The organism is Cetobacterium sp. (assembly GCF_051658645.1).
Lineage (GTDB): Bacteria > Fusobacteriota > Fusobacteriia > Fusobacteriales > Fusobacteriaceae > Cetobacterium_A.
On record NZ_JBOFMZ010000071.1, the window covers coordinates 1 to 22,852 of the forward strand.

The following is a 22,852-nucleotide window of genomic DNA, read 5'->3' on the forward strand; positions in this document are numbered from 1 at the left end:
ACTCTTCATTCAAATATATTTTTAAGTCCTTAGACTTTCTTTACACCTTTTAACCATCTAAATGGTTTTACCATTACTGGTATTTTGTTGTTTACACAACTTCTGACTATTTTCTCTATTCGGTTGCTAATGTCCTTAAGTTTTCTTGTCTGCAGTTTTCGCTGCTGACATTAATAATAGTACCATAAGTTTTAAACTTAGTCAATGACTTTTTTTATTTTTTTAAAAAATTAAAAAAAGATAGAAAAGTTTTTAGCTTTTCTATCTTAAAATTTCATCATATTTATTTTCTTAAATCATCTACAAGTTTTGTTTTTTCGAATGTTTTTTCATCTTTTTGCTTAACAACTTTCGCAGGATTTCCCGCCACTACAGAACCAGGTGGAACATCATGTAAAACTATTGCTCCTGCTGCTACCACAGAACCTTTTCCGATTCTAACGCCTTCAATCACAACTGCATTTGCACCAATAATAACATCATCTTCTACTATTACAGGCTGTGCTGATGGTGGTTCAATCACTCCAGCTAAGACTGTTCCTGCTCCTATATGGCATCTTTTGCCTACAATAGCCCTTCCACCTAAAACAGCATTCATATCTATCATAGTTCCTTCTCCGATCTCTGCTCCTATATTAATAATAGCTCCCATCATTATAACAGCATTGTCTCCTATTTTAACTTTATCTCTTATTATTGAACCTGGTTCAATTCTTGCATTTATTGATTTTGTATCTAATAAAGGCACTCCTGAGTTTCTAGATAAATTTTCTACAAAATAATTTTCAATTGTATTTTCATTATTTTTGATAATAGCTTCTATCTCTTTCCAATCACCTATTAAAATAACTCCATATTCTCCTTTAAAAGAGAATATTTCATTGTTACAAAATTTTATACTTCCGTTTATATAAACTTTACTCATAGTTTTCTTTTTTGAATTTTTTATAAATCCTATTAAATCTTCAGCTGTTTCTAGTATCATTATTTTCCTCCCTAGTTTGTTAGAATATATCTTCCATTGTATACAATTTAGCTTCTTTATCTTTTAAAAATTCTGCACACTTCAAAGCTCCTATTGCAAAAATCTTTTTAGATAAAGCTTTATGTGTTACTTCTATTATCTCATCTTCACCTGCAAAAATAATTGTATGTTCACCTACAATCGTTCCGCCTCTAATCGAATGTATTCCGATTTCTTTTTGATTTCTTTTTGCTACACCCTCTCTTCCGTAAACAACAGAATATCTTTCTTTTAAAGAATTCTTAATAGTTTCTAAAAGTGTAATGGCTGTTCCACTTGGTGAATCTATTTTTTTATTATGATGCTTCTCTATTATTTCTATATCAAAATTGTTTTCCAATTTTGGAACTAAAGTCTTTAATATTCCATTTATTGCATTTACCCCTAAAGATGTATTTGAAGATAATAGTATTGGAATTACTTTTGATGCTTTTATTATTTTTTCTAGTGTTGCTCCAGTATAACCTGTAGTTGCAATAACCAAAGGATATTTTCTATTTACACAACTCTCTATCAAATTATCCAATTTACTAAAATGAGAAAAATCAACAACCACATCTACATCCTCATTTAGATCTATATTTTTTATATCATCAACAAAAGCTACAATTTTATCTTGGCCCAACTCTTTTATAGTTTTCCCCATAACTCCTGTGCCATGCATAGCTATTTTCATATTAATTCTCCAATTTCTTTTAACTCTTTTTGTAAAAATTCTATGTTTTTTTCATCCATTTCTCCTAAAGGTAAACGACACGCGCCTACATTTTTTCCTAAAAGATTCATAGCTTTTTTCACTGGAATTGGATTAACCTCTACAAATAATCCTTTTACTAATCCATTATATTTTAATTGAAGCCTCATAGCTTCTTTTGTGTCTCCATTCAAATAATTAAAAACTATATTATGAACAATTTTTGGTTCTATATTTGCTAAAACTGAAACTGTTCCTACTGCTCCTATAGATAATAATGGTACGATTATATCGTCATTTCCAGAATAAATATCTAATTCTGGAATTAATCTAGCTATTTCTGAAGCATAAGTAATATCACCACTCGCTTCTTTTATCGCAACTATATTTTTTTGTTTTGCTAATCTTTTTAACAGCCCTAAAGAAAGATGAACTCCTGTTCTTCCTGGAACGTTATAAAGCATAATTGGAAGTTTTACAAATTCAGCTATTGAAATAAAGTGTTTATATATACCATCTTCATTTCCTTTATTATAGTAAGGCGTCACTAACAACAAGCCATCTACACCCATACTTTCATATTTTTTAGACATCTCTATAGCTTTAATAGTATTGTTACTTCCTGATCCAACTATTATTGGAAGTCTTTTTTTATTAATATCTAAAACAGTTTTAACAATTTTTGTTTTTTCATCATCTGTAAGTGTACTTGCTTCTCCTGTTGTTCCTAAAACTATTAGTGCATCTGTATTATTAGTACAATGGTACTCAACTAATTTTGATAATTCTAAATAATTTACACTCATATCTTCATTAAACGGTGTAATAAGTGCTACTCCTGATCCTTTAAACATCTCTAACCTCCAATATTAAATTATTATTTAACAAAACTTTTGTTACTACCTTTATAGTAGCCTTTATAAGCCAATATTTCAATTTATTTTTAATCTAATATGTAGGTCCCGTTTTCACTTCCTAAACTTTTTCCCACAAAAATTGGCACTCTATATTTTTTCCCCATCATAACAGCTTTTGTTTCCATTATTTTAGCTCCATTTCTTGACATATTTTCCATATCGTCATAAGAAATTTTCGAAATTTTTGTTGCTAAAATATTTTTTTTAGGGTCATCTGTATAAACACCATCAACATCTGTATATATTTTGCATTCACACCTTAACATTCCAGCTAAAGCTACTGCAGTTGTATCAGAACCACCTCTTCCTAAAGTGGTTATATCCCCTATCTCATTTATCCCTTGAAAACCTGCAACTATTATAACTTTGTTTTCTTTCAATTTCTTTTCTAAAAATTCAGTGTCAACTCCTACAATTTCACTATCACCATATTCTCCAACTGTTTTCAAACCAATTTGGTAACCAGTATAAGAAATCGCTTCACATCCTATGGAATTTAAAGCTAAAGACAATAATGCTATACTTTGTTGCTCTCCTGTAGTAATTAGCATATCTATCTCTCTTTTATTAGGAGTTGATGTAAAATACTGAGCTTTTTTCAATAATTCATCTGTTGTCTTTCCCATAGCGGAAACTACAACTACAATTTCTTCTATTTTTTCTTTTAAGCTTTTTATATAATTTGCTATTTTCTCTATTTTTTCTAAAGTAGCTACTGAACTACCTCCATATTTCAATACAATTCTCAAAATACCTCACCTCATAATCTTTTATTATATTTTACTGCTTTTAAATCAAATTTTAAATTTATCAATTTTATTTTTTTTCCATTCTATTTTATACTCTATTTTTGTTGATTTCATTTAATTTTACTAAATGAAATAGTTCATATATTATGAATCTTTTTTATTTTTGATTGTTTTTATCTCAAAAAAATCATATTATTAAATAACTTATTCGTTTAGTAGGCGTAGCAACAGGACATAGTAAATTATAAAAGAAGTAAAAAATATTTCAAAAATAGGTTTCACGAAAATATGAAAATTCTAAGGAGGTGGCAATCCGTTACGACAAGAGCCAAAATATCGTGAAATTAGAAAAACAAATAAAGCTCGTTTATAGAAGGATTTCTAATATCGGTAACATAATCTGTATCAAATTACTAATGAGATATTGAAAATCAACCCATCTCGAATTAAAGTAGATAAATTAATTTATTGAAATGGGATTCTATGAATAAGGAATTCAATTTATAAACTTTTATAAATTGAAAGTAACGGAGTCTATGAATTCATTATTAGAAAATGTAACTAAATATAGAAGGGATCTACATAAAATTCCAGAAATTGGTTTCAAAGAGTTTAAAACACAAAAATATATAATAGATGAGTTAACAAATATGGGGTACTCTCCAATTTCAATTTCTGGAACAGGAGTTTATATTTATATTCCTGGAGTATCTGAATATTGTAAAGCATTTAGAGCTGATATTGATGCTCTTTCTATCCAAGAAGAAAATTGTTCTAATTTCAACTCTAAACACGATGGTTTTATGCATGCTTGTGGACACGATGGCCATACTGCTAGTCTGCTTGGATTCGCGAAATATCTAACGACAATCAAAATTAAAAATTTAAGCACTTTATTGATTTTCCAACCTGCTGAAGAAGGACCTGGTGGTGCTAAATTTATATGTGAAGAGGGACTTTTAGAAAAATTTAAAGTTAAAGAAATTTATTCTTTTCATCTTTTTCCAGATTTAGAAGAAGGAACTATTTCAACTAAAGCAGGACCTTTCTTTGCTCAAGCTACAGAGTTCGATTGTAAAGTAATTGGAAAAGGTGGGCATGGTGGAATGCCGCATAAAACAAATGATCCATTAATTCCTTTTACAAAAATTATAGATTCTTATCAAACTATAATTTCTAGAAATTTATCTCCATTTAACGCAGGAGTTATTACTGTTGGTAAAATAAATGGTGGAACTGTTAGAAATATCATTCCTAATTCTATCGATTTTTATGGTACAATTAGAGCGTATTCTCAAGATGATACTGAAAATATAATTAAAAGAATGAAAGAAATACATCGTGGAGTTGAAACATCTTTCAATGTTAAAATAGAAGATGAATTTAGAATTCTTTATCCTGCAGTTATAAATAGTTCTTATTTATATAAACAATTTTTAAAATTATCATCACAGTTTAATTTTGTAGAAGGAGAAATTTTAACTTTAGCAGAAGATTTTGCATTCTATCAAGAAAAAGTTCCTGGCCTTTTTTTTCTACTAGGAACTAAAAATAAAGAAAAAAACTTTATATCTCCACTTCATACATCTACATTCAATTTTGATGAAAAAGTTCTTCTTGAGGGAATCAAACTTTTTATTAAACTTTGGGAGGAAAAAAAATGAAATACAAAATGATTGTAACTGACCTTGATGATACTTTATTAAATTCTCAAGGAAAAATTTCTACAAAAGATAAAGAAGCAATAATCAAAGCACAAGAAGCTGGGGTTAAGTTTGTTTTAGCTTCTGGTAGACCAACATATGCCATGAAAGATTTAGCTAAAGAGTTAGATTTAGCTAAATATGGAAGCTATATTTTATCTTATAATGGTTCTATTATTACAGACTGTAAAAGCAACAAAAATATATTAGAAGAAACTCTTACTCAAAAAGAAATGCACACTCTCTATGACTTTAGCAAAACTAAAAATGTTGAAATTATAACTTATTTAGATAATACTATTGTTTCTGAAAGTTATAGTTCATATATTGAAGTTGAAGTTGATTTAACTAAAATGCCTTTTGAAAAAGTAAAAAACTTTAAAAAGGCTATAGATAAAGATTGTGTTAAGTGTATTTTATTAGAAGATCCTAGTTACCTAGCAACTGTAGAAAAAGAATTGAAAAATGAACTTGGTAAAGATTTTTCTATTGCTATTTCAAAACCTTTTTTCTTAGAGGTTACAAAATTAGGTGTTGATAAAGGAAGTTCACTTTTAAAATTAGCCAAGTTAGTTGGAGTAAGAATTGATGAAATAATAGTTGTTGGTGATTCGTATAATGATTTACCGATGCTTAAAGTTGCTGGTCTTGCAGCTTGTGTCGAAAATGCTAAGCCTGAGATTAAAGAGATTTGTAAATTTATAACAACTTCAAATAACAATCATGGTATGGCAAATTTAATTCAAAAATTAATTTTCAATAAATAAAGTGGTTATCCACTTTATTTATTTCTCTAATACTTTGATTGTAAAACTAATTGACTTATGAAATGTTTCGTGGTAATATAAGAGTATCACATTATTGGAGGAATTTATGCAAGTTTTCATTCATCATATATACGAATTCGAAAAAGGAATTAGAAATTTAATTTTACATACTATATCTGAAGACCTTTTAGCTTTTGTTAAAGAAAGATTGATATCAAAAAATATAGCATACAAAATATATAAAATAAAAAATGGCAGATATAATATTTTCTTTGGAGATGAATCTTGTATCAACGTTATAAAAAGCATAAATAAATCAAATTTATCTGAATACACAGCTGAAGAAGACTTTATGCTAGGAATTATGCTTGGATATGATCGAAAAAAACAATGCGATCGATATATAAATTTTAAAAACAAAGAAAATATAAAAGTTTCTTAATTAAGGAGGAGTTAAAATGGTTGCTATTGTTGGTGGTTTAAAAAGAGGTGAAAGAGAGTATTTAGAAATTTTAAAGTCTTACAAGTTGAAAGGTAAAGTATATAACACGCAATGCCCTGATTTTTGTAAAAAAATAAAAAATTGTGAAATGTGTATAATTTTTACTAACTTAGTAAGTCACAACCTTTTAAATAGTTGTAACAAAGTTTGTAAAACTCAAAATATACCAATTATCCACTTAAATAATAACGGCATATCTAAATTAAAAGAAAATCTTGAAAAAAATTATAAATAATAAAAAAAAGATTGCGTTTTTAAGGCAATCTTTTTTTTATAAAGTCTATCCACATAAAAACTCTTTTATTTTGAAACAAAATTAAAAATCCAAAATATAATACCCCATAAATAATTGGAACAATTAATAATGTTAATAGATTTCCAAATTCTCTAAAAACTTCAATTTTCATATATATTAAAATCGAAACTAAAGCTCCAATTAAAATCGTTAAAATTCGATCTTTCGTTAATAGTTTATACTCTGTGTAGATATTCTTCATTTGTTTAATCTTTACTAAAGCTATAAATACCTCTGTAACTAAAGTTGCTATTGCTGCACCATTTCTAAAGTAAATTGGAATTAAGAAATAATTTAATCCTATATTTAAAAAAACTCCAAATATAGATATAGTCAAAATTCTTTTTTCCATATCATTTGGTAACATTACTTGGCCACCTACAAATGAACCAATAGCTAAAAACACTAAGCAAGGTGACATTATTATCATTGTATTAATTGATCCTATAAAACCTTCCCCAGAGAATAAAATTGTAAATTCTCTTGCTAAAAGCATCATTAAAAGAGTTGCAGGTACACCTACTATAAAAGAATAATCCATAAACATATCTATGTTTTTATAAATATTTGATTTCTCTTTTCTTTTAATTGCTCCTATTATTCTAGGTGACAAAACTGTTCCTAAAGTTAATATAACAGGTAAAACCATTTTATACATCTTCACTGCAGCTGTATAAAGACCTACTTCTGTATCACCTATCATTATACCTAACATTGTTGTATCAATACTTCCGTATATTCCTATTGTAAATATATACAAAAATATTATCCACATATTTTTGATATGTCTCTTGAAATTCAATTCTTTAAAATTAAAATTAAAATATTTTCTTACACTAAAGACATCTATAATTCTTGCTAAAATTTCTGGTATAACTAAAAGTAACGCATACAAATAATAATCTTTTGGTGTTTTTATAAAATAAAAAAGAAAACCTAGTGATAAAAATCTTATTAAAAAAGATCTTATTAATCTTCTTTTATGATTTTCCATAACAATAAAAAAATGATTGATGTGAAAACATTCAAACAAAACTTGAGCTGAGAATATATAAAATATTAATTTTTCAGCTGAAAATTTTCCATATAATTTTATAGTTACTAGTAATATCAATAGTGAACCAAAACTACTTAAGGTGGTCATCAAAAAAAGCTCTGTAAATATTTTTTTAAATTCTTCCCAATCTCCAATACTTTTTGCTTTAGAGAGTTCTTTTATTCCATAATTTGGTGCTCCTAAAACAGAAATAATTACAAAATAAGCTACAACTCCCTGCACAAAATAAACTTTCCCTAAATATTCAGGCATTAAAACTCTAGATATATATGGAAAAGTTATAATCGGAAATAATGTATTACTTATAATAAGAAGCACATTATATAAATAATTTTTAGAAACAGACATATATCCACATCCTTTTAAATTTCTTTAGGATTATAGAAAATATAACCTATTGTAATTACTGCTAAAATCATCTGATACCAAAGTAAAGGTATTATATCAAAAGGCGATACTTTTCCTCCTGCAAAGCTTAACATTATTAACATTTGAGCTCCATAAGGTATCATGCCTTGAGTTATACAAGAAAATATATCTAGAACAGACGCACTTTTCTTTGGATCTACTTTATATTTTTCTGAAATCTTTTTAGCAATAGGTCCATTTATTATTATTGCAACTGTATTATTTGCTACAGCCATATCTGTTAACGCAACTAAAGCTCCAATACCCAACTGAGCACTCCTTACACCTTTTATTTTCTTTTCAATTGTTGACATAATCCAATCTATACCACCAGCCTTAGTTACTAACGCTGCAAGTCCTCCAGTTAAAAGAGATAGTAGAAATATTTCGGTCATTCCTGTAAATCCATTATATATCTCTTTAGCATAACTCAACATAGTAAAATCTCCATAAAAAAGTCCAATTCCACCAGAAAGTAATATTCCAGATGTTAATACAACAAATACGTTTACACCAATTAAAGAAAGCAACAAAACAAATACATATGGTAAAACTTTAATTACATTAAACAAGTGCTCTGCTGTTTCAGGAGTTGAATTTGGTTTTCCAAATAAAACTAATAAAATTAAAGTCAATGCAGCTGCTGGTGCCGATATTTTTATATTAACTTTAAACTTATCTTTCATTTCTACACCTTGAGTTCTTGTTGCTGCTATAGTTGTATCCGATATTATTGACAAGTTATCTCCAAACATTGCTCCGCCCATTAATGCAGCTAAAACTAACGGCATTGAAACTCCACTTTTTTCAGCTAATCCAACTGCTATTGGAGCAAGTGAAACTATTGATCCTACTGAAGTTCCTGTTGCTGTCGATATAAATCCCGCAATTAAAAATAAACCTGGAGCAATATAATTAGCAGGTATATAAGTTAATCCTAAATTAACTGTAGAATCAACACCACCCATTGATTTTGAAACAACTGCAAATGCACCTGCCAAAAGATAGATTATACACATAGTTATAATATCTTCATGTCCACAGCCTTCTAAAAACGTTTGAAATTTTTCTTTGATTGTTCCTTTAAACAATAAAAATGCTACTATTATTCCTGGAAAAATTGCTACCGGTGCTGGAAGCTGATAAAAAGCTAACTCTACACCCTTTGAATCTAATATAATTCCACTTCCTAAATAAAAACCTATGAACACTAAAAAAGGAATTAATCCTTTAAAGCTTCCTTTTATTTTTTTTTCCATTTTTCCTCCCAATTTATTTTAAGTACATTTTTATGAGTATACATTATTTTTCATTTTTTATCAAATCTAAAAAAAAAGCCCCAGATTTTCTGGAGCTTTTTTCAATAACTGCTATCCTCTTATTTCAGAAACAGTTTTTATTTTATAATTTTTAAATACTATTGATCCAACAAATCCTACTAGAATACCAGAAACAGCACATAAACCAGCTGTTATCAATACTTCTTTTGCAGGATTGAATCCAAACATTACTGCAAAACCAGCTATTGGTGTTGCTGTTCCTGTTGCATTATTTATTAATCCAAAGTAGTTAACAATCATTCCTGCAATTCCTCCACCAACAAAGTTTGTTGTAAATACTGGTATTGGATTGGCAGAAATAACGTCTGCTTGAGTTAATGGCTCAATTGCAACTGATATTGTTGTTGATCTATCTCCAAATTTCATTCTATCAAAGAAAACAAAGTTCATGAATGATGATGACATTACTGCTAATGCACCTATCGCCATTGGTAAACCAGTTAATCCTAACATTGCTGTTAATGCCATTGAACTTATTGGAGCTGTCGCAACTACTGTTATAACTCCTCCTAAAATAAATGCCATTACATAAGGACTAGCTGATTGAGCTGTTACAATGATATCCCCAATTGATTTTAAAGCAAATGTAACTCCTGGAGAAGTGAATTGTGCTATTCCTCTTCCTAAAGGTGCTGCTAAACAAATAATAACAATTAAATCCAATCCATCAGGGATTTTTTCTTCTAACTTAGGTATGATGAATGACATTACATATCCAGCAATAAATCCAGGGATTATTCCCATTCCTCCACAAACAGCTCCTAACATAACTGCATAAACTGGACTTACTCCTAAAGCTAATGGTACTAATATTGCTGCTGCAACTCCTCCCATTGATCCTGCTGATGCTCCAACAGCTCCTAAAAACTTTATTCCTAAAAGATCTCCACCAACATAATATTGGAAAGCTTCTACTAGAAAACTTGCTGTTGCTGCTCCTGCTAAAGCACCCATAGCCTTCATTCCTTTTGGGGCTTTTAAACTAAAAGCTGTAAAAAATGCTAAAACCAAAAATAATAATACTGATCCTTTTAATAGTTCCATGTTTCCCTCTCTTTTTCTCTAAAATTTATTAAATTTTTAATAATAATATAATGTATTTTTTTGTCACAGGAATTATTATACTCTATTTCTTACAAAAAGTAAAGTACTTTTTGCCAATTTGTGTTTATTTTCAAAACAATTAAATGAGCATTTAACACATTTAACTTATACTTTACATCATTATATTTTTTCCTATTAAAGTTGTTTATCTTATCAAACTATGCTAAAATTTAATTAACAAAATTTAATTGGGAGGTATTTACAATGAAAAAAGTTATCAACACTACAAAAGCTCCTGCGGCTATCGGACCTTATTCTCAAGCAATTGAAATAAATGGAACTCTTTATGTTTCTGGACAAATTCCTTTTGTTCCTGAAACAATGACAGTTATTTCTGATGATGTTAAAGAACAAACAAAGCAATCTTTAGAAAATGTTAAAGCAATTTTAGAAGAAGCTGGATATGCTTTAACAGATGTTGTTAAAGCTAGTGTTTTTATTAAAGATATGAATGATTTTGCTTCTATAAACGAAGTATATTCTCAATATCTTGGTGAAGTTAAACCTGCTAGAGCTTGTGTTGAAGTTGCTAGATTACCAAGAGATGTTAAAGTTGAAATTGAAGTTATTGCAGTAAAGTAATAAAAAAAGATGAGAATTCTCATCTTTTTTTATTACTTTATATTTTGAACATTTATTTTTATAGCTGAGAACTTGCACTTTTCATAACACAGTTGGCAACCTATACATTTCGATTGATCTATTTTATGTTTTTGCTTTACTTCTCCTTCTATACATTTCATTGGACATACTCTAGCACAAGCTGTACAGCCAATACATTTTTCTTCAATTATTTCCGCTTTCTTTATCTCTTTAACTTCACTATTTATAGCTTTTGTTGGACATTTAACTGCACACAATCCACATTCTACACATTTCTCTGGATCAATTTTTGCAACATTATTTTCTATTTCAATTGCATTTACTGGACAAGATTTTTGACAAATTCCACAGCCTATACATGCAACTACACATGCTTTTCTTGCAATAGCTCCTTTATCTTTTGAAAAACATGTTACAACAACTCTTTTATTTATAGGTAACATTTCTAAAATATGCTTAGGACAAGCTGTTACACACTTTTTGCAAGATACACATTTTTCTTCATTAATACTAACAATTCCTTTTTCTGTAACTGTTATTGCATTAACAGGACAAACCTTTGAACAATCTCCATATCCTAGACAACCATATTTACAAGATTTATCTCCACCAGCATATAAATTTATAGCCTCACAAGTTGTTAACTCTCCTTCAAACTTATAAGTTTTTGTTGTTCTAGTACAATCTCCTCCACACAATAGTTTAGCAACCATCTTTGGTCCAGATAAATCGACTGAAGCTCCCATTAATTTTGCAATTTCAGCTGCCACAGATGGTCCACCTGGAGAACAAGATGTTATTTCAGCTCCGTTTAGAGCTATTGCTTCTGCATACCCTGAACACCCAGGATAACCGCATGCACCACAATTTATACCTGGAAGTATTCCTTGAATAGCTTCTACTTTTTCATCAACTTTTACTTCAAATTTCTTAGAAGCATAAGCTAAAAATAGTCCCATTGCTAATCCTGTTCCTCCTAGTGATAAAACAGGAAATAATATTGATTCCATTAATTTACCTCCAACTTTATATTTTCATTCCGCTGAATCCCATAAAAGCCATTGCCAAAAGTCCTGCTGAAATAAAAGCTATTGGAACTCCTTTAAATGGTCCTGGAATAGATGCATATTCAATTCTTTCTCTTATTCCTGCAAGTAATACTAAAGCTAATGTAAATCCTATTGCTACTGCAGCTCCATTTATTACAGACTCTATAAAATTATATTTTTGCTGAATATTTAAAATCGCTATACCTAAAACTGCGCAATTAGTTGTTATCAATGGCAAAAATACACCTAAAGCTTTATATAAGTTTGGAGATGTTTTTTGTATTGCCATTTCAACAAATTGAACTAATGAAGCTATTATTAATATAAATGCTATTGTTTGTAAATATTCTAAATGTAATGGTACTAATAAGTAATTATAAATTGTCCACGTTACACCTGAAGCTAATGACATAACAAAAGTTACTGCCATTCCCATTCCAATTGAAGACTCTACTTTTTTAGAAACACCCATAAATGGGCATACCCCTAAAAATTTAGCAAATATTATATTTTGAATAAAAATTGCTGTTATTATTAAACTGAATATTTTTGCAAAATCCATTTTATTTCACCCCATTTTTTTTAGCTTTAAAATAATTTTGAGCTGCTATTATAAAACCTATTGTTATAAAAGCTCCTGGCGCCAAGATAAAAATTAAAGCTGGAGTAAATGATTCTGGTGTAACTGATATTCCAAATGCAGTTCCATTTCCTAAAATTTCTCTTATTGTACCAAGGACTGTTAAGGCTAAAGTGAATCCTAATCCAGACCCAATTCCATCTAAAATAGATTTGAAAACAGTATTTTTTGAAGCAAAGCTTTCTGCTCTTCCAAGAACAATACAATTTACAACAATTAAAGGAATAAATAATCCTAAAACTTTATATAAATCTGGAAGATAAGCCTTCATAATCATCTCAACTATTGTAACTAATGATGCTATTATCATTATAAAAGCTGGTATCCTAACTTTATCAGGAATTAAACTTTTTACCATTGATATCAACATATTTGAAAATAATATAACTGCCATTGTTGCTAATCCCATAGCCATTCCATTTATTGATGAAGAAGTTACTCCTAATGTTGGACATAGCCCTAATAACAATACAAATACTGGATTCTCTTTTATTATTCCGTTTAATAATATTTCTTTATTTGATTTTGCCATTATTTTTTATTCACCTCACTATTGAAACTATTTAAAGCTCTTTTAACTCCCTTGTAAACTGCATTTGGTGAAATTGTTGCTCCTGCAAATCCATCTGTTGATTTATTAAATTCATAAGCACTATCTTTTCCTATAATTTTTTTCTGCCATTCTAGCTCTAAAATTTTAGATCCCAATCCAGGTGTTTCTTGGCTTCCTATTATATTTAATCCAGTAACTCTTCCACGTCTGTCTATTCCCAATACAAAATCTATATTAGCAGCATACCCTGGCTCTGATACTGTTACAACATAACCTACTGGTCTTCCGTTCTCACCTTTTCCTGGAATAAACTCGAACTCATCAACTTTAATAGTATCTTCTTCATCAAATGCTACTGCTTTTGGTAAAACCATTGTTCTTGCAGTATTTACTGCTGCTTTTTCATTTTCTTTAATAACTTTTTGAGTTGCTCCATTAACTATTGATAAAATTCCAGCTGAAATAGAGGCAATCAATGTTAAAACTAAACCATAATGAATAAATCTATTTTTTCCCATTACTTTACCTCCCCAAATTTTTTAGGGCTTATATATTTATTTATTAAAGGTACAAATCCATTCATTATAAGTATTGAATATGCTACTCCTTCTGGATATCCACCTTTAAATCTAATCAGACCTACTAAAATTCCAACTCCTAAAGCAAAAATCGCTCTTCCTTTTGGTGTATGTGGCGAAGTAACCATATCACTTGCCATAAAGAATGCTCCTAAGAATAATCCTCCTGAAAATATATGTAAAAATGGATTTGCTCCAGCTATTAAAGCTATTATAAATACTGTTCCTATAATAATCGTTGGAACTTTCCAATCTACTTGTTTTTTGTAAATTAAGTACAATCCTCCTAAAAGTATTGCTAATGCTGATGTTTCACCTAAACATCCTCCCATTTTACCTACAAAAGTATTCAAATAAAGATTTCCTTTTTCTATTAAAGCTGAATCTGTTGACAACCCTCTTTTCATTGCATCCAGTAAAGTAGCCCCTCCAATATCATCATACATAAATGTTGTTATTGCAACTGGCCAAGACGCTTGAACAAACGCTCTTCCCACTAAAGCAGGATTAAATATATTGTGTCCTAGACCACCAAATACCATTTTCCCAAGTAAAATTGAAACAATAGCTCCTATTACTATATAAATTAATGACATATATGGCGGTATTACAAATGCATATAACACTCCTGTTATTATAGCGCTACCATCAAAAATTTGAATTTCTTGCTTTAGTAATTTTTGACATATAAACTCTGTTAACATACAAGATAAAATAGATACCGCTGTAACTACAATTGCTCTAACTCCAAAAAAATAACTTGCTGCTAGAAGTGTTGGTAATAGTGCAATTAATACATCATACATTACATCATCAACAGTTTCCTTCGTTCTTATATGAGGCGATGGCCCCATTTTCAAAATTTTTGCCACTTTTTCCCTCCTATTTTTTCATTGATCTAAGTTTAGCTTTTCCAATCTTTATTGCTTCTGTTAAAGGTCTATTTGATGGGCAGATATACGAGCACGAACCACATTCAATACAATCCATCAAATGATATTTAGCCATCTTTTCCCACTCTGAAAACTCTGCTAATCTAGCATACATAACAGGTTCTAAAGACATTGGGCAAGCATCCACACATTTTCCACAACCGATACAAGCTTTTGGTTTACAATAGTTTGTCTCTTCTTTTGTTAAAGCTAAAATCCCTGAAGTTCCTTTTATAACAGGGACTTCTAAAGTTAACTGAGCCATTCCCATCATTGGTCCACCCATTACAAGTTTTTTTACTTCTTCTTCATTATAACCACAATTTTCTAAAACTTCTGATATTTGAGTTCCTATAAGTACTCTTAAATTTTTAGGTTCTCTTATTGCTTTTCCTGCGACTGTTATTACCTTATCTATTAAAGGTAATCCATTTACTACTGCATCATATATTGCAGCAGCTGTTGTTGTATTATTAACTACAACACCAACAGATGAAGGTAATTTTCCTGATGGAACCTCTTTATTTAAAATTGCTTTTATTAAAGATTTTTCTCCTCCTTGTGGATACATTGTTTTTAATGGCATCACTTTTATACTTGTTCCAAGTATAGCTTTTTTCATCACTTCTATCGCTTCTTCTTTATTATCTTCAATTCCAATAACAGCACTGTCTACATTTAAAATATGCATCATTATCTTAATACCTTCTATAACTTTTAAAGGCTCTTCAATCATAACTCTATTATCCGAATTTAAATAAGGCTCACATTCTGCGCCATTCAATAAAAGAGTGTCTATTTTAACATCTTTTGGTGGATTTAATTTAATATGAGTTGGAAATGCTGCTCCACCAAGTCCCACTATTCCTTTTGATCTTATTACTTTTAAAAGATCTTCTTTTGACAATTCTTTCCAATTTTCAATTTTCTTTAAATCTACCCATTCATCTTGCAAATCATTCTCAATTACAATTGTTTCTACTACTCCCATTAGTGGAAATGGTAATTTTTCAATTTTTTTTACTATTCCACTTACTGTTGAATGAATTGGTACAGATAAAAATGCATCTGAATCCCCTATCATTTGACCTTTTAAAACTCTTTCCCCGATTTTTACAGAAGATAATAATGGAACTCCTATGTGTTGAAGCAATGGTATAAAAACCATTTTTGGAGCTGCTAATCTCTGTATCAATTGATTTTGTGTTTCAATCTTGTTTTCTGGTGGATGTACTCCACCCTTGAATCCGAAGAATTTCATAAAATATCCCTCCTTTTTATTTTGAAATCATATTTCTATTTTAGAATATCACATTTATTTATCTTTAACAACTTTTCTAAAAAAAAAATCACTTTCACGATTTATTTTTTGTTATATTTCTGCATTATTTTATCTATTTCAGTATCTTTAATTACATCTTCCAATAAAAATTTTATGCTTAAAAACATAGGGTCAACTAATTCTGATTCTTCTTTTGTAAATTTACTCAATACAAAATTTATATTTTCATCTTTATTTTTAGCTTTTCCAATTCCACATTTCACTCTTATAAAATTAGATCCTAAATGAGATATTATAGATTTTATTCCATTATGACCACCAGCACTTCCATTTATCTTAACTCTTGTTTTACCTAAAGGTAAATCCATGTCATCATAAACTACAACTAATTCATCTACTGGATCTATTTTATAAAATTTAACGACTTGTACAACAGAATTTCCACTTAAATTCATATAAGTCTGTGGTTTTAATAAAATAACTTTTTCTCCATTTATCGTTTTTTCTGTTATCATTCCTTGAAACTTATCTTTAAATTGATTAAATCCATTTTTTTGAGCAAATTCATCAATTATATCAAATCCTACATTGTGTCTTGTTCTTTCGTACTCTCTACCTGGATTTCCTAATCCTACTATTAACTTCATTTTTCCTCCTAGAATTTATAATTACAAAGAAAGAGAGAATCAAAGATTCTCTCTTTCTTAAAATTTTTTTATTAGCAATTTCCATCAAAGTGATATTTTGCAAGTCCACCTAATGAAGTTTCTTTGTATTCATCTTTTAAATCTTTTCCTGTTTCACCCATTGTTTTTACAACTTGGTCAAATGAGATACTATGCTTTCCATCTGTATATAAAGAATACTGAGCGGCATCTAAAGCTCTTACTGCTGCTGCTGCGTTTCTTTCTATACAAGGAATCTGTACGTATCCTCCAACTGGATCACAAGTTAATCCTAAGTGATGCTCTAATGCCATTTCTGCTGCATATTCGATTTGCTCTAATGATCCACCTAATATAAAACAAGCCATTGCTGCTGCCATTGCACAAGCTGATCCAACCTCTGCTTGACATCCACCTTCTGCTCCTGATATAGTTGCATTCTCTTTTATTATATTACCTATTAAACCTGCAATTGCAAGTCCTTTAAGCACTTCTTCATTTGATAAATTATACTCTTCTTTTAATGCATACATTAATCCTGGAATTACTCCTGCAGCTCCACAAGTAGGTGCAGTTACAACTCTACCACCACCTCCGTTCTCTTCAGAAACAGCTAGTGTATATGCAAATATTCTTCCAACAAATCCACCTCTAGATTTATCATTTCTAGCTTTTCTATAGAACGATTGTGCTCTTCTTTGTAATCTTATTGTTCCTGGTAAAATACCATTTTTAGAAAGACCTGATTGCACAGATTCTTCTAATGCTGTTCTTATTTGATCTAAGAAATACCAAATTGAATCTCCTTCATTCTCAGTTACAAATTCCCATAATTCTTTTTTATACTTGTCACACCATTGCATAATTTCTTGCATTGTTCCAAATGAATAAACTTTTGATCCACCTTGTCTTTGTTGTCCCTCTTCCATAAGAGTTCCTCCACCAACAGAGAATGATAACCACGATTTTAATTCATTTCCATCTTTATCTAAAGCTATAAATTTCATTCCATTAGTATGGTACGGATGTACATATTCTGGCATCCAAACTATTTCTGTAGATTTAGGTTTTAATGTTTCTATTATTACATGATCAGTTAAATGTCCTTTTCCTGTTAATGCAAGTGATCCATATAACTCTACTTTAAAACTTTCTGCAGATGGATTTTCTGCTTTAAATCTTTTTGCTGCTCTCTCCGGTCCCATTGTATGAGAGCTTGATGGTCCATTTCCTACTTTAAATAATTCTCTTAGTGAATCCATTTTTTCCTCCTGAACTTTTAATTAATTTTCTATTGTCTGATCTCTCCGTTATAATTTTTAGATATTAACTTTAAGATTTTATCAACAGTTATATTGATATCGCCTTCTTCTAGAGTTCCATCTTTTTTTCTTAAAACGATGCTTATAGCAACTGATTTTTTATCAGATTCTATTTTTTCTCCTTCATAAACGTCAAATATAGCAACATTTTCTATTAGATTTGATGATTTTTTAATGTCTTCTAGCATCTTCCCTACTAAAGTCCCTCTTTCTAATACAACCGCTAAATCTCTAGTAACTTCTGGATATTTAATTATTTTCTCATACTTAAGTTTTTTAGCTCTATAGTTTAGTAATAAAGTTAGGTCTAACTCTGCTACGTATGCTCTTTCTCTCTTTAAATCCATATTCTCAGCAATTTCTGGATGAATTTCTCCAAAAGTTCCTATTTTTATTTTTCCTACTCTTATATCTGCACTTCTTCCTGGATGGAAATTTTTATCTTCTGATCTATCTAATTGATATCTCGTTACTCCTATGTACTCTAAGAATTTTTCAACAAATCCTTTCAAAGTATAAAAATCCATTGCTTCTGGTTTTGGATTCCATAACGATTTAGAATTTCTTCCAGCTAAAGCTATAGAAGCTTTTAAAGTTTCATTTGCTAATCCATCATCTTTCGGTGAAAATACTCTTGAAACTTCAAAAAATCTCATTCCATTTTGATTTCTATTTAAATTGTCTTTAATATTAGATAATAAGCTATAAATTAAAGTTGGTCTCATAACTGCCATATCATCACTTATAGGATTAGTAATTTCTAAAGTTGGCTCAGTTATTCCCAATAATTTTATAGCATCTTTTGATATAAAACTATAGTTTATAACTTCTTGTAATCCTAATTTTGCAAGAATCTCTTTAGCTTCATCAACTACAACAGTCATTGAATCTTTTACTCCTGGTCTAATACTTTCTTCTGGCATTTTATTTTCAATATTTTCAAATCCATACATTCTTATTATCTCTTCATATAAATCTGCAGTTCTAGTAAGATCTCCTCTATAAGAAGGTGGTGTTGCTAATATAGTAGTTGAATTTAAAGTTTTTATATTTATACCTAAATTTGTAAGAATTTTTCCAACTATATCAATTTCAATATTTTTTCCTACGAATTTTCTTAATTTTTCTAAATTTAAAGGAATTTCTATTTTTTCATATTTTTCGATATATTTATCAATATTACCTTCTAACAGTTCTCCTTCAGTTAATTGAGATATAAGCTGAGCTGCTCTTTCTAGAACTTCTACAGTATTTTCTATATCTAAACCTCTTTCAAATCTGTATGAAGAATCACTTGATAAAACTAACTCTTTAGATGTTTTTCTAATGTTTTCTGGTGTGAAATAAGCGCACTCTAAGAAAATTTCAGTTGTTTCTTCTGTAACTTTAGAAGATTCTCCACCCATTATTCCAGCTATTCCTAAAGGTTTTTCAGCATCTGCAATAATAAGTTCTTCTTTATTAAGTTCTCTTTCTATCCCATCTAAAGTTACTATTTTTTCACCTTGAACTGCTTTTCTAACTATAATTTTTCTATCTGAAATTTTAGATAGATCGTATGCATGTAAAGGTTGATTACATTCAAATAAAATATAATTTGTTGCATCTACAACATTATTTATTGGTTTTAATCCCATAGAAATCAATCTATTTTTTAACCATTCTGGAGATTCTTTAACTTTTACATTTTTTATAACTTTTCCAGCAAACCTCTTACATCTATCTTTATCTTCTATTTTAATATCTATATGTCCTGTGTTTATTCTTTCAATTATACTTTTTGATTCAAATTCAGGCCATTTTATTTTTCTACCATAATAAGCACCTATCTCTCTTGCTATTCCTATATAAGATAAACAATCTGGTCTATTTGGTGTAATTTCTAATTCAAATATAACATCATTTAATTTTTTATATTCTCTATATTCTACTCCTAATGGAGCATTTTCTGGAAGGATAATTATTCCATCTCCATCAGTTCCAAGACCTAATTCTACTTCAGAGCAAAGCATTCCTTGAGATTCTATTCCTCTTATTTTACTTTTTTTTATTTTAAAATCACCAGGTAATACAGCTCCTATTGTTGCAACAACAACCTTATCACCTAATTTATGATTTGGTGCACCACAAACAATTTGAAGTTCCTCTTCTTCTCCTATATTAACTTTTAACAAAGTTAACTTTTCAGATTCAGGGTGATTTCCATATTCTGTTACTTCACCAATAAGAACTTTTGCTAAGTCTTTTCCTTGTTCATCTATAGCTTCAACCTCTTGACCTATCATTGTCAAAGTGTTCTCTAACTCTTTTATGTCCTCTTTTATATCGACATATTGCTTCAACCAATCCAACGAAATTAACATTTATGCCTCCACCTTTTATTTAAATTGCTTTAGGAATCTTACATCGTTTTCAAAGAATGCTCTTAAGTCATCAATACCATATCTTAACATTGTAACTCTTTCTATTCCCATTCCAAATGCAAATCCAGATACCTCTTCTGAATCATATCCTACTGCTGCTAAAACTGCTGGGTCTACCATTCCACATCCCATTATTTCTAACCAACCAGTATGCTTACAAAGTCTGCAACCATCTCCTTTGCAAATAACACATTGTACATCCATTTCAGCACTCGGCTCTGTAAACGGGAAAAAATGTGGCCTGAATCTTACTTTTGTTTCTCCAAATACTCTAGTAACGAATTGCTCTAACATAGCTTTTAAGTTAGCAAAAGATACATCTGGCCCTACCATTAATCCTTCCATTTGATGGAACATAGGAGTGTGAGAAATATCGTAATCATTTCTATAAACTTTTCCTGGGCAAACCATTCTAAATGGTGGCTGTTGTTTCTTCATATATCTCGCTTGTACTGGAGATGTATGAGTTCTTAATACAACATTTTCACTCATGTAGAAAGTATCCTGTAAATCTCTTGATGGATGTGTTTCTGGTATATTTAATGCATCAAAGTTATATGAAGTAAACTCCACTTCTGGTCCTTCTGCAACATCAAATCCCATTTCCACAAATATATTTTTTAAAAAGTTCATAGTTTCAGTTATTGGATGTAATCCACCTGTAGAAACTGCTCTTCCAGGAAGAGATATATCTAAAGTTTCTGTTTCTAATTGTTCTTTTTTTACTATTTTTTTTATATCGTTTGTTTTTTCTTCAACTAAAGTTGTTATAAAGTTTTTTACTTCATTTACCATTTGGCCAAACGCTGGTCTTTCTTCTGGAGATAAATCTCTCATTGATTTAGATATTTCTGTAAAATCACCTTTTTTTCCTAGATACTTAACTCTAATATCATCTATCTCTTGTAATGTTTCTGCTTTTTGGATATTTAAACTAGCTTCATCCTTTAAAGCATTCAACTTATTTTTCATCTGTTTCCTCCTAAACAAGGCTTTATTATTTTATCTCTTTACAATTAAAAAATAGCTCTTTGTTTTCTATTAATAATACTCCATATCTATTATCCTTTAAAGCCCCTGGATTAAAGTACTTTATTCCTGATTTTTCATTAAAATATGGTATATGTGTATGACCAAAACAAACAGCATTTACTTTATATTTTTCTGCTACTGCTTCTAATTCTAATAGATTTTGTTTCACATTATAAAGATGTCCATGTGTAATAAATATTTTTATATCATCTATCTCCAAGATCTCTTCATTATTAAATTTTCTATCAAAAAAATCACAATTTCCTTTTACTATATAAAACCTAATTTCTGGAAATAAAAATGAACACTCTTCTCCATCACTACTATGATCTCCAGTCCATATAACTAAGCTTGGATTTTCTTGTGCTATTATAGCATAAATTTCTCCCATGTTTCCATGAGAATCTGTAATTATTAATATTTTCATATTCTCATCCTATAAATATCGATACTTTTGATTTTTCCATAATACTTAATCCTTTTTTACCAATTATTTTTTCTACAAAATAATTGCTATTGAGATTTCCCATAATTAACAAATCCAATTTATTCACTTCTTGTAAATATCTATCTTTTGCAATATCGCCATCAAAATTTTCATATTTTATTTTTTTTTCTTTATCTTCTAAATATTTCATTAATAAATTTTTTTCAATTTTATAACGAAGTGTAAACATTGAAAAATAATTAATTTCAGGAAAAATATTTATAAAAGAAAACATACTTTTATGTATTTTTGTTCCATCATCACTAGAAATTCCAATTTTATCAAAAGAAGTAATCGCTTTTTCACCAATCATTATGATTGGTTTAAAATGATTTTTTAAAATCATAAGTGCTGTGTCTGAAAGAGTTAATCGTTTTTCAAGTATCAATAAATCTGTAGTTTTCATATACTCTTTTATTATATCCCAAGGAAAACCAGATTCTACATTTAAAGTAGAATCTATTCCCTTATCTTTTATTTTTTCTTGAATTTTTTTCATTTTCATCTCTTCTAAAGAATTTGCTTCTTCAGAGAAAGGGTCGTTATTAAAGTTTAGTATCATTCCATCCATTGTTGCAGGAATTATTTCTTCCCTTCTTATATCTTTTATATATAGAGGAACTATTTCATATCCAAATTTATCTTTAAAAAATAAAGCACTATCTATCAATATATTTTTTTTTGATTCTTCTTCAAATATAACTAAAACTTTTTTCATAACAACTC

The 22,852-nt window shown here is 29.3% G+C and carries 24 protein-coding genes; 5 read left to right on the plus strand and 19 right to left on the minus strand.

The genetic code is table 11. The annotated features are described in order from the left end of the window. Positions 1–283 precede the first annotated feature (283 nt). The 4 genes from dapD to ACRCZX_RS09075 all read right to left on the minus strand — a co-directional run bounded on the left by dapD (position 284) and on the right by ACRCZX_RS09075 (position 3,384). The gene (dapD, locus tag ACRCZX_RS09060) at positions 284–985 is read right to left on the minus strand and encodes a 2,3,4,5-tetrahydropyridine-2,6-dicarboxylate N-acetyltransferase (RefSeq protein WP_438582609.1); all 702 of its coding nucleotides are present in this window, start codon (positions 983–985) and stop codon (positions 284–286) included. A gap of 19 nt (positions 986–1,004) precedes the next feature. Further along, positions 1,005–1,700 (minus strand): 4-hydroxy-tetrahydrodipicolinate reductase, encoded by a 696-nt coding sequence (gene dapB / locus ACRCZX_RS09065; RefSeq protein WP_438582610.1) that lies wholly within the window; start codon positions 1,698–1,700, stop codon positions 1,005–1,007. Continuing rightward, positions 1,697–2,572, minus strand: a complete 876-nt coding sequence (gene dapA / locus ACRCZX_RS09070) for a 4-hydroxy-tetrahydrodipicolinate synthase (protein WP_438582611.1) — start codon at positions 2,570–2,572, stop codon at positions 1,697–1,699. Before dapA ends, dapB begins: the two co-directional genes overlap by 4 nt. An 89-nt stretch (positions 2,573–2,661) precedes the next feature. Next, entirely contained in the window at positions 2,662–3,384 is a 723-nt protein-coding gene (locus ACRCZX_RS09075) for an amino acid kinase family protein (RefSeq protein ID WP_438582612.1), read from the minus strand. A 536-nt stretch (positions 3,385–3,920) separates the two neighbouring features. On the opposite strand from ACRCZX_RS09075, the gene ACRCZX_RS09080 reads away from it, so the two are divergent. The 4 genes from ACRCZX_RS09080 (at position 3,921) to ACRCZX_RS09095 (ending at position 6,591) form a co-directional block, all read left to right on the plus strand. Further along, a complete protein-coding gene (locus ACRCZX_RS09080) occupies positions 3,921–5,048 on the plus strand; it encodes a M20 metallopeptidase family protein (RefSeq protein ID WP_438582613.1) in 1,128 nt (375 codons plus the stop codon). Further along, the gene (locus ACRCZX_RS09085) at positions 5,045–5,854 is read left to right on the plus strand and encodes a Cof-type HAD-IIB family hydrolase (RefSeq protein WP_438582614.1); all 810 of its coding nucleotides are present in this window, start codon (positions 5,045–5,047) and stop codon (positions 5,852–5,854) included. The genes ACRCZX_RS09080 and ACRCZX_RS09085 overlap by 4 nt, the downstream gene beginning before the upstream one ends. Positions 5,855–5,960: 106 nt before the next feature. Then, on the plus strand, positions 5,961–6,296 hold the full coding sequence (locus tag ACRCZX_RS09090) for a DUF2023 family protein (RefSeq protein ID WP_438582615.1): 336 nt from the start codon (positions 5,961–5,963) through the stop codon (positions 6,294–6,296). A gap of 16 nt (positions 6,297–6,312) precedes the next feature. Beyond that, on the plus strand, positions 6,313–6,591 hold the full coding sequence (locus ACRCZX_RS09095) for a DUF2325 domain-containing protein (RefSeq protein WP_438582616.1): 279 nt from the start codon (positions 6,313–6,315) through the stop codon (positions 6,589–6,591). Between the two features lie 19 nt (positions 6,592–6,610). Here the strand turns inward: ACRCZX_RS09095 and ACRCZX_RS09100 are convergent, their stop codons facing one another. From ACRCZX_RS09100 to ACRCZX_RS09110, 3 genes are all read right to left on the minus strand, one after another. Beyond that, positions 6,611–8,056, minus strand: a complete 1,446-nt coding sequence (locus ACRCZX_RS09100; RefSeq protein WP_438582617.1) for a flippase — start codon at positions 8,054–8,056, stop codon at positions 6,611–6,613. A 14-nt stretch (positions 8,057–8,070) separates the two neighbouring features. Further along, positions 8,071–9,375 (minus strand): Na+/H+ antiporter NhaC family protein, encoded by a 1,305-nt coding sequence (locus ACRCZX_RS09105; protein WP_438582618.1) that lies wholly within the window; start codon positions 9,373–9,375, stop codon positions 8,071–8,073. A 111-nt stretch (positions 9,376–9,486) separates the two neighbouring features. After that, positions 9,487–10,500 carry a PTS sugar transporter subunit IIC gene (locus tag ACRCZX_RS09110; RefSeq protein WP_438582619.1) on the minus strand — a complete coding sequence of 338 codons (1,014 nt, stop codon included), beginning with the start codon at positions 10,498–10,500 and terminating at the stop codon, positions 9,487–9,489. Between the two features lie 264 nt (positions 10,501–10,764). Here ACRCZX_RS09110 and ACRCZX_RS09115 point away from each other — a divergent pair, with 264 nt between their 5' ends. Beyond that, entirely contained in the window at positions 10,765–11,142 is a 378-nt protein-coding gene (locus tag ACRCZX_RS09115; protein ID WP_438582620.1) for a RidA family protein, read from the plus strand. A gap of 32 nt (positions 11,143–11,174) precedes the next feature. Here the strand turns inward: ACRCZX_RS09115 and ACRCZX_RS09120 are convergent, their stop codons facing one another. The 12 genes from ACRCZX_RS09120 to ACRCZX_RS09175 form a co-directional block, all read right to left on the minus strand. Further along, the gene (locus tag ACRCZX_RS09120) at positions 11,175–12,173 is read right to left on the minus strand and encodes an RnfABCDGE type electron transport complex subunit B (protein WP_438582621.1); all 999 of its coding nucleotides are present in this window, start codon (positions 12,171–12,173) and stop codon (positions 11,175–11,177) included. A gap of 16 nt (positions 12,174–12,189) precedes the next feature. Further along, positions 12,190–12,774, minus strand: coding sequence for an electron transport complex subunit RsxA (rsxA, locus tag ACRCZX_RS09125; protein WP_438582622.1), 585 nt, complete (start codon positions 12,772–12,774; stop codon positions 12,190–12,192). A 1-nt stretch (position 12,775) separates the two neighbouring features. Beyond that, positions 12,776–13,384, minus strand: coding sequence for an RnfABCDGE type electron transport complex subunit E (locus ACRCZX_RS09130; RefSeq protein ID WP_438582623.1), 609 nt, complete (start codon positions 13,382–13,384; stop codon positions 12,776–12,778). Next, positions 13,384–13,923 (minus strand): RnfABCDGE type electron transport complex subunit G, encoded by a 540-nt coding sequence (locus ACRCZX_RS09135; RefSeq protein WP_438582624.1) that lies wholly within the window; start codon positions 13,921–13,923, stop codon positions 13,384–13,386. The genes ACRCZX_RS09130 and ACRCZX_RS09135 overlap by 1 nt, the downstream gene beginning before the upstream one ends. Further along, entirely contained in the window at positions 13,923–14,855 is a 933-nt protein-coding gene (locus ACRCZX_RS09140; protein WP_438582625.1) for an RnfABCDGE type electron transport complex subunit D, read from the minus strand. Before ACRCZX_RS09140 ends, ACRCZX_RS09135 begins: the two co-directional genes overlap by 1 nt. A gap of 10 nt (positions 14,856–14,865) precedes the next feature. After that, a complete protein-coding gene (gene rsxC, locus ACRCZX_RS09145; protein ID WP_438582626.1) occupies positions 14,866–16,176 on the minus strand; it encodes an electron transport complex subunit RsxC in 1,311 nt (436 codons plus the stop codon). Positions 16,177–16,277: 101 nt separating this feature from the next. Further along, on the minus strand, positions 16,278–16,844 hold the full coding sequence (pth, locus tag ACRCZX_RS09150; RefSeq protein WP_438582627.1) for an aminoacyl-tRNA hydrolase: 567 nt from the start codon (positions 16,842–16,844) through the stop codon (positions 16,278–16,280). Positions 16,845–16,915: 71 nt separating this feature from the next. Continuing rightward, positions 16,916–18,124: an L-serine ammonia-lyase gene (locus tag ACRCZX_RS09155; protein WP_438582628.1), complete on the minus strand. Its 1,209-nt coding sequence runs from the start codon at positions 18,122–18,124 to the stop codon at positions 16,916–16,918. A 29-nt stretch (positions 18,125–18,153) separates the two neighbouring features. Continuing rightward, positions 18,154–20,547 (minus strand): phenylalanine--tRNA ligase subunit beta, encoded by a 2,394-nt coding sequence (gene pheT / locus ACRCZX_RS09160; RefSeq protein ID WP_438582629.1) that lies wholly within the window; start codon positions 20,545–20,547, stop codon positions 18,154–18,156. A gap of 15 nt (positions 20,548–20,562) precedes the next feature. Continuing rightward, on the minus strand, positions 20,563–21,579 hold the full coding sequence (pheS, locus tag ACRCZX_RS09165) for a phenylalanine--tRNA ligase subunit alpha (protein WP_438582630.1): 1,017 nt from the start codon (positions 21,577–21,579) through the stop codon (positions 20,563–20,565). 25 nt (positions 21,580–21,604) lie between these two features. After that, complete coding sequence (locus tag ACRCZX_RS09170) at positions 21,605–22,066, minus strand: YfcE family phosphodiesterase (protein WP_438582631.1); 462 nt, start codon at positions 22,064–22,066, stop codon at positions 21,605–21,607. Between the two features lie 4 nt (positions 22,067–22,070). Further along, on the minus strand, positions 22,071–22,844 hold the full coding sequence (locus ACRCZX_RS09175) for a hypothetical protein (protein WP_438582632.1): 774 nt from the start codon (positions 22,842–22,844) through the stop codon (positions 22,071–22,073). Positions 22,845–22,852: the final 8 nt, after the last annotated feature.